This is a genomic window from Variovorax sp. KBW07 (assembly GCF_003852515.1).
GTDB lineage: Bacteria > Pseudomonadota > Gammaproteobacteria > Burkholderiales > Burkholderiaceae_C > Variovorax.
On sequence record NZ_QAJK01000024.1, the window covers coordinates 1 to 6,530 of the forward strand.

8 protein-coding genes are annotated in these 6,530 nt (G+C 67.1%); 3 read left to right on the top strand and 5 right to left on the bottom strand.

Annotated features, from left to right (window positions below; all coding sequences use genetic code 11):
* Positions 1 to 190: 190 nt before the first annotated feature.
* Positions 191 to 649: an Lrp/AsnC family transcriptional regulator gene (locus DBV14_RS04520; protein ID WP_124458010.1), complete on the bottom strand. Its 459-nt coding sequence runs from the start codon at positions 647 to 649 to the stop codon at positions 191 to 193.
* A 148-nt stretch (positions 650 to 797) separates the two neighbouring features.
* Here DBV14_RS04520 and DBV14_RS04525 point away from each other — a divergent pair, with 148 nt between their 5' ends.
* Positions 798 to 1,406, top strand: a complete 609-nt coding sequence (locus tag DBV14_RS04525; RefSeq protein WP_124458011.1) for a glutathione S-transferase — start codon at positions 798 to 800, stop codon at positions 1,404 to 1,406.
* Between the two features lie 4 nt (positions 1,407 to 1,410).
* Here the strand turns inward: DBV14_RS04525 and DBV14_RS04530 are convergent, their stop codons facing one another.
* Together DBV14_RS04530 and DBV14_RS04535 are read right to left on the bottom strand one after the other, a co-directional pair.
* Positions 1,411 to 1,800, bottom strand: coding sequence for a DUF488 domain-containing protein (locus tag DBV14_RS04530; protein WP_124458012.1), 390 nt, complete (start codon positions 1,798 to 1,800; stop codon positions 1,411 to 1,413).
* Between the two features lie 51 nt (positions 1,801 to 1,851).
* A complete protein-coding gene (locus tag DBV14_RS04535; protein WP_124458013.1) occupies positions 1,852 to 3,729 on the bottom strand; it encodes a PhoX family phosphatase in 1,878 nt (625 codons plus the stop codon).
* Positions 3,730 to 3,818: 89 nt separating this feature from the next.
* On the opposite strand from DBV14_RS04535, the gene DBV14_RS04540 reads away from it, so the two are divergent.
* Positions 3,819 to 4,649 (top strand): crotonase/enoyl-CoA hydratase family protein, encoded by an 831-nt coding sequence (locus tag DBV14_RS04540; RefSeq protein WP_124458014.1) that lies wholly within the window; start codon positions 3,819 to 3,821, stop codon positions 4,647 to 4,649.
* Between the two features lie 330 nt (positions 4,650 to 4,979).
* Complete coding sequence (locus DBV14_RS04545; protein ID WP_124458015.1) at positions 4,980 to 5,294, top strand: hypothetical protein; 315 nt, start codon at positions 4,980 to 4,982, stop codon at positions 5,292 to 5,294.
* A gap of 9 nt (positions 5,295 to 5,303) precedes the next feature.
* Here DBV14_RS04545 and DBV14_RS04550 read toward each other — a convergent pair whose 3' ends face one another.
* Positions 5,304 to 5,522: a hypothetical protein gene (locus tag DBV14_RS04550; protein ID WP_124458016.1), complete on the bottom strand. Its 219-nt coding sequence runs from the start codon at positions 5,520 to 5,522 to the stop codon at positions 5,304 to 5,306.
* A gap of 77 nt (positions 5,523 to 5,599) precedes the next feature.
* On the bottom strand, positions 5,600 to 6,530 hold a 931-nt coding region (locus tag DBV14_RS04555; protein ID WP_260396812.1), incomplete at its 5' end, for an acyl-CoA dehydrogenase family protein.

Consider the following 6,530-nt stretch of genomic DNA (forward strand, 5'->3'; position numbering starts at 1 on the left):
TTGCGTTCGTTTCTTGTTCGGGAGCGGGTTCATTCGGGGCGCGTGCGACTGACACCGGGTACTCCCCTCCGCGAATGTCCCCCGCTTCGCTCCTCCTTTATTTCGCTGCGCAGAGCACACCATCGGCGTGAGCGTCGCCCTGAATGCCCCGCATAGCAGCGAGTCAAGAAGCGCAGACAAGCACAAGCGCCTACTTCTTCGGCGGTTTCGCAGCATGCACAGTGACATGCTTGTGCACAGGGCTGGACAACACCAGCGAGGTCGTCACCGCACCATCGACGGCCAACGCGTCCACCACCCGCTGCAGGTCCGCCGGCTCCGCGATCGCGCAGCGCACGATGAAACAGTCTTCGCCGGTCACGCGGTCGGCACTCAGCACCTCGGGCATCGCGTCGAACAGCGCCAGGTACCTGGCAATGCCCGCGTGCGTGGTCTCGATGCGGATGATCGCCTGCAGGCCCACGCCCAACGCGCGCAGGTTGACGCGCGCGCTGTAGCCCTCGATCACGCCGGCGTCTTCCAGCTTGCGCACACGCTCGCTCATCGCGGGCTGCGAAAGGCCGATGCGCTTGCCCAGCGCGGCCAGGCTCTGGCGTGCGTCGGCTTGCAAGGCTTCGAGGATCAGGCGGTCCTTCTTGTCGATGTTCATGCGAAAGGTTCGGTCGATGTGGCGGCGGTGTTGTTGTCGATGGCCGATGGCCGATGGGTGATCGGTTTGCGGCCCCGATTTTCGATGGATTGCCATTCGGCGTGAATGCTGCGGCCGGTATCGTGGGGCAGATCTTTCAGGAGAAACAATGCAACTCGTCGGCATGCTCGATTCACCCTTCGTGCGGCGCGCCGCCATCTCGCTGCGCCTGCTCGGCGTTCCCTTCGAGCACCGGTCGGTGTCGGTGTTCAGCACCTTCGAGCAGTTTCGCGAGATCAATCCGGTGGTGAAGGCGCCCACGCTGGTGTGCGACGACGGCACCGTGTTGATGGATTCGACGTTGATCATCGACCATGCGGAAGCGAGCTGTGGCCGCAGCTTGATGCCACGCGATGCGACAGAACGGCTTCGCGCGACACGCGTCGTGGGGCTTGCGCTGGCGGCTTGCGAGAAGACGGTGCAGATCGTCTACGAACACAACCTGCGGCCGGCCGAGAAGCTGCATCAGCCGTGGCTCGACCGGGTGCATGGCCAACTCATCGCGGCTTATTCGGCGCTCGAACAGGAGGTGTCGGCACGCCCGCTGCCGGCCGACGAAGCCGCGATGACGCAGGCCGGTGTGTCGACCGCGGTGGCCTGGGCGTTCACGCAGTTGTTGCTGCCCGGGTCCGTTGCGCCCGCGGACTTTCCGCTGCTGGCGGCGTATTCCGCGCAGGCGGAAAGCCTGCCGGTGTTCCTGGGCGCGCCGCAGGTTTGATGAGTCAGCCCGCGATGTCCGCGCCGCGCTCGGCCAGCAGGGCGCGCAGCACCGAGCGGTGGCAGTGCGATTCGTCTTCGCAGTAGCAACCGACGGCGAGCGATGTGCCGTGCGACAGCGCAGCCAGCAGGTCGAGGCTGCGGCTCGCGTCGGGCTCCGCCATCTCTGCCTTGAACTTGCGTACGAAGGCGTTCCACTGCGCGGGCGTCTCGGCTTCTTGCGCCTGCTTCATGGTCTCGACCGAGGGCGCGAGATTCGGGTACCACACGTCGTACCAGTCCTGCGAGGCGAACTCGGTCTTGGGAACGCCACGCGGCGGACGCCGGACGGTGCCGACGCGCAGGCCTTCGCCGGGTGCGCGGGGTGTGCCGAGGCGGACGATGCGGATGCTCATGGTGCGTGTCTTCCTTTTTGGCTGTGTTGTTGTGTTGTCTCTGGGGGCGCTTCAGGTGCCGACGATACCGCCGTCGCGGCGACGGATGGCCAGCGTGGCCGAGCGGGGGCGGGCGCTTCCCGGGGTTGTGCTATCGGGCCATGCGCTGTTCTGCGTGCTGGTGCCGTCGTCACGCGCTTCGCCCGGATGCTGGATGTTGACGAACAGTGTGCGCCGGTCCGGCGTGACCACGCAGCCCGTGATCTCGCAACCGTTCGGTCCGGTCAGGAAGCGCTGGATGCGGCCGGTGGCCGGGTCGGCGCACAGCATCTGGTTGTTGCCGAGCGACGTATACGGCGGCTTGCCGATGACCTGGCCGCTCATGTCGGTCTGGATCCAGAGCAGGCCGCCGCTGTCGAAGTGCAAGCCGTCGGGGCTGCCGAACATGTCGGCGTCGGCCGAGGGATAGCGCGCGCCGCTGCCCGGCTGCGCGGGGTCGCCGGCCAGAGCGAAATGGTCCCAGGCAAAGCCGGTGCTGGCGGCGTCGGCGCCGTCTTCGCGCCAGCGCAGGATGCCGCCGAAGAGGTTGTTGGCGCGCGGGTTGGCGGCATCGGGCCCGGGCCTGCCGGGGTCTCCGCGCTGGCTGTTGTTGGTCAGGGTGACATACACCTCGCCGCTTTGCGGGTGCACCGCGATCCATTCGGGGCGGTCCATCTTCGTGCCGCCGACGGCATCGCCTGCCAGGCGGGCGTGGACCAGCACCTCGGCCTGGTCGGCGAAGCCCTTGCCGGCATCGAGCCCGTCGCGGCCGTGCACGAGCGGCAGCCACTGGCCGCGGCCACCGGCGTCGTAGCGCGCGACGTACAGCGTGCCGTCGTCCAGCAGGTGCCGGTTGGCGGCGCGTGCCGCGGCATCGGTGCCGGGGCGCACCTTCTCGCGGCTGATGAATTTGTAGATGTATTCGAAGCGCGAGTCGTCGCCCATGTAGACGACCACGCGGCCGTCTTTTGCCAACGTGCAGGTGGCGCTTTCCTGGCGCTTGCGGCCCAGGGCCGTGCGTTTGACGGGCGTGGACGTGGGGTCGAAGGGATCGATCTCGACCACCCAGCCGAAGCGGTGCGGCTCGTTCGGGTGCCGGCTCAGGTCGAAGCGTTCGTCGAAGCGCCAGTACTCGACCCACTGCGAGCCCGGCACCGTGCCGTAGCGGCGCTGCGCATCGGTCATGCCTTTCGCGGCTTCCTTCGGCCCGCCGAAGTAACCGTGGAAGTTTTCTTCGCAGGTCAGGTAGGTGCCCCAGGGCGTGACGCCCATGGCGCAGTTGGCAAAGGTGCCGAACACGGCATCGCCGGCCGGGTTGGCGGCGGTGCGCATCAACGGCGTGCCGGCGGCCGGGCCGGCGATGCGCATGGGCGTGTTGCCGTGCACGCGGCGCGCGAAAGGCGAGGGTCGCACCTGCTGCCAGCCGGTGGGCGTGCGGCGGACCTCGATCACCGAGACGCCCATCGCATGCAGCGACTTGCGCACCTTCTCCGCGCTCCACACCTTGACGCCGTCGGTGTGCAGCAGTTGCTCGTCGGTGTATTCGTGGTTCATGACGAGCAGGCCGCGATCGCCGCTCGCGTCGAGCGCGAAGAAGTGCATGCCGTCGTGGTGCATGCCGGCCTGCAGCGCCTGGTCGGCGGCGCTGTTGGAGGCGTCCGGTGCAAAGGCCGGCATCTGCCCCGCAATGCCGGTGGGCGTGCCCCAGGGGTAGAGTAGCTGCCATTCGTATTCGGGCGGCACGACGACGGCGTCGCGCAGCGAGGCGGGCACGCTGGTGAATGCCGGCGCACCGCCTTTGCCTGCGGCGCGTGCCGTGGGCGACGGCAGCGCGCAGCCCTGTCCGAACAGCGCCACCACGGCGGCGGCCGATCCCGATTGCAGAAGAAAGTGACGGCGGTCCAGTGGCATGGCAGAGGTGTTGGGTGGGCGACAGCCGCCATCATCGCCGAGCGGCCGTGCCGGGCGATACTGCGCAAAAACCCATAAGGAGACATGCAATGAGCGATCGCATCGAATGGACCCGCCACCCCGACGGCGTGGTGGAACTGCAGTTGGCGCGCGCCGACAAGATGAACGCGCTGGACCCGGCGATGTTCGACGCGCTGATCGAGGCCGGCGAAGCGCTGCGCGGCGATTCGGCGGTGCGGGCGGTGGTGATCTCGGGCCGGGGCAAGTCCTTCTGCGCGGGGCTCGACATGGCGTCCTTCGAGCGCATGCAGCAGCAGGGCGGTGCAGACAACGTGCTGGGCGACGGCGCATCGGGCGCCGACCTGCTCCAGCGCACGCACGGCATTTCGAATGCCGCGCAGCAGGTCGCGATGGTCTGGCGCGAAGTGCCGGTGCCCGTCATTGCTGCGGTGCATGGCGTGGCTTTCGGCGGCGGCCTTCAGGTGGCGCTGGGCGCCGACATCCGCATCGTGGCGCCCGACACCAAGCTTTCGGTGATGGAGATCAAGTGGGGCCTGGTGCCCGACATGGCCGGCATGGTGCTGATGCGCGAGCTGGCGCGCAGCGACGTGGTGCGCGAGCTCACGTTCACGGGCCGCATCTTCTCGGGCGAGGAAGCCTTGCGCATCGGCTTTGCCACGCGCCTTTCAACCGAGCCGCTGGCCGAGGCCCTGCAGACGGCACACGACATTGCGGGCAAGAGCCCCGATGCCATCCGCGCGGGCAAGCGGTTGCTCAACGCCTCGCTTGCGCAAACCGCCGCCCAGCTGCTGATGGCCGAGTCGGTCGAGCAGAAGGCACTGATTGGCAGCCCGAACCAGATCGAAGCAGTGAAGGCCAACATGGAGCGCCGCGCGCCCCGCTTCAACGCGCCCGCCTGACCGGGTTTTGGCGGCATCGCCGCCCGGTTCATGAAAGAGGACATGCCTTGAGGCATAGGGGCCTCGAAAGGCCGCGCGCCCGCGTTTTGAGCGTTTTCACCCGAATTCGGGAGCTTTTGGCGCTACCAACGTCCCCAAAATGCTGCAAAGTGCATCTTGAACGGCCCTGTATAAGAATAAAGTAGTTGTTTTAAGGGGAGGATCGATGAAAATGGAGACAATTTGTGTGCAGAAGGTCACGTCTTCCCGCGTGGCAGGCCTCCGGGAGGATGGCCCCTGAGGTCACAGTCATCAACAATTGAATACTTTGCTTAGCGACGGCGATCCTGCATGTCGACGACCACGTTTTTTTGTAACCTCAGCGTGCCCATCCTGGTGGGCGAGGATCGCTACAAGTACGTCCCCATCGTTGGGGTCTTTCGCAGCATTCCATTCGATCAAGTCGATGAATGGGTAATGCACCCCGATGGCCGGCCGCGCAGCGACCGTGAATTGGCGGCTGAAGTTCTTGTCGAGATCCGCAAACCACTCGGTTCGAGTGGACGCACCGCGCCGCACGCTTTCGATGTGGGAGACATCCTGCAACTCGACCGCGCTGCCGCGATCGTTGTGTCCACCTACCTGGCGGCGCTTCCGCGCGTCTGAGCCAGGCGCTCAATCACACCTGAAGAGCACGCCGCTGCCCGGCGTGTTCGGCGCGTCCGACTGCTGCAGAAAGCGGATAGGATTGCCGTCGATGCGGCAGTAGGCCTCGGCCTCTTGCGGGCTCCCCGCGCGCAAGATGCCGTCGTAGAGCCGCACCACGCCAGTCACGGGAGCCGTCGCGCACGCGGTGATGGCGATGGGAAGAAGGGCGAGCAGCAATCGGCGCATGGGAAGTAAGGCTCCAGTCGGAAGACCCGAGACTTTAAGCGCTCGCCGCGCTCGCGAGCGCAGCTTCTTCAGGAAGCTCAGGAAGCGATTGCCCCCACCGCCCAGTAGAAAGTCGGCCGGGCCCCATTCAGCAGGTGGTCGCCCACCACGCGTCCCTTGTAGATCGTCGGGTTGTGCGAAGCCAACGTGCGGGCGTTGCGCCAGTGACGGTCGAGCCGGCGGTCTTCCTGCAGCGCCGAGGCGCCGCCGATGTCGAACAGCCGCGTTGCGGCCTGCAGCACCGCATCGACGATGCCCGACTGGGCCTTGGCGGTGTTCAGCTCCACCTCGAACAGCAGGCTTTCGGGAACGGCTTCGCCGCGCTGGAGAAAGCGGTCGACGTCGCCCAGGCCGCGCGCCACCGCCTGCACGGTCGAGGCCGCGACGAATGCCGTGCTGGCGAGCTGGCCGATGACCTGCTGCACCAGCGGATCTTCACGCGGCGTGTCGCCGCTGCCATGGCTGTACACGCGCTTGCGCGGCTGCACGAAGGCAACGGCGTCGCGCACGATGGCGCGCGCAATGCCCGCCAGCGTGGCCAGGTGCGTGAGCTGGAAATGCGCGGTGAGCGGCGTGGGCTGGTCGCGCACGTACAGCAGCACGTTCTCGGGCTTCACCCGCACATTGCGAAAGCGCGTGGTGCCCGATGCGCTCAGGCGCTGGCCAAAGCCGCGCCAGTCGTCAACGCGCTCCACGCCGGCTGCTTCCGAGGGCACGAGGGCGATCACGCGCTCGCTGCTGCCGTCGTCGTTCAGCCTCTGGGCCGACACCGAGATCCAGTCGGCGTACAGCGTGCCGGTGCTGTAGTACTTGTCGCCGTCGAGCCGCCAGGCATCGCCGTCGCGCTTGAGCGTGGTCTGCATCGTCTTCAGCGATCCGTCGCCGAGCTCGGTGGTGGCGTTGCCGAAGATCACGCCCTCGGCGGCCAGGCGCATCCACGGTCCGTGCAGCGCGGGGTCGATTTCCGCG

What these genes read in the sequence shown, in the direction of transcription:
- DBV14_RS04520 (WP_124458010.1), bottom strand. Translation starts at nt 649, where the DNA reads ATGAACATCGACAAGAAGGACCGCCTGATCCTCGAAGCCTTGCAAGCC.
- DBV14_RS04525 (WP_124458011.1), top strand. Translation starts at nt 798, where the DNA reads ATGCAACTCGTCGGCATGCTCGATTCACCCTTCGTGCGGCGCGCCGCC.
- DBV14_RS04530 (WP_124458012.1), bottom strand. Translation starts at nt 1,800, where the DNA reads ATGAGCATCCGCATCGTCCGCCTCGGCACACCCCGCGCACCCGGCGAA.
- DBV14_RS04535 (WP_124458013.1), bottom strand. Translation starts at nt 3,729, where the DNA reads ATGCCACTGGACCGCCGTCACTTTCTTCTGCAATCGGGATCGGCCGCC.
- DBV14_RS04540 (WP_124458014.1), top strand. Translation starts at nt 3,819, where the DNA reads ATGAGCGATCGCATCGAATGGACCCGCCACCCCGACGGCGTGGTGGAA.
- DBV14_RS04545 (WP_124458015.1), top strand. Translation starts at nt 4,980, where the DNA reads ATGTCGACGACCACGTTTTTTTGTAACCTCAGCGTGCCCATCCTGGTG.
- DBV14_RS04550 (WP_124458016.1), bottom strand. Translation starts at nt 5,522, where the DNA reads ATGCGCCGATTGCTGCTCGCCCTTCTTCCCATCGCCATCACCGCGTGC.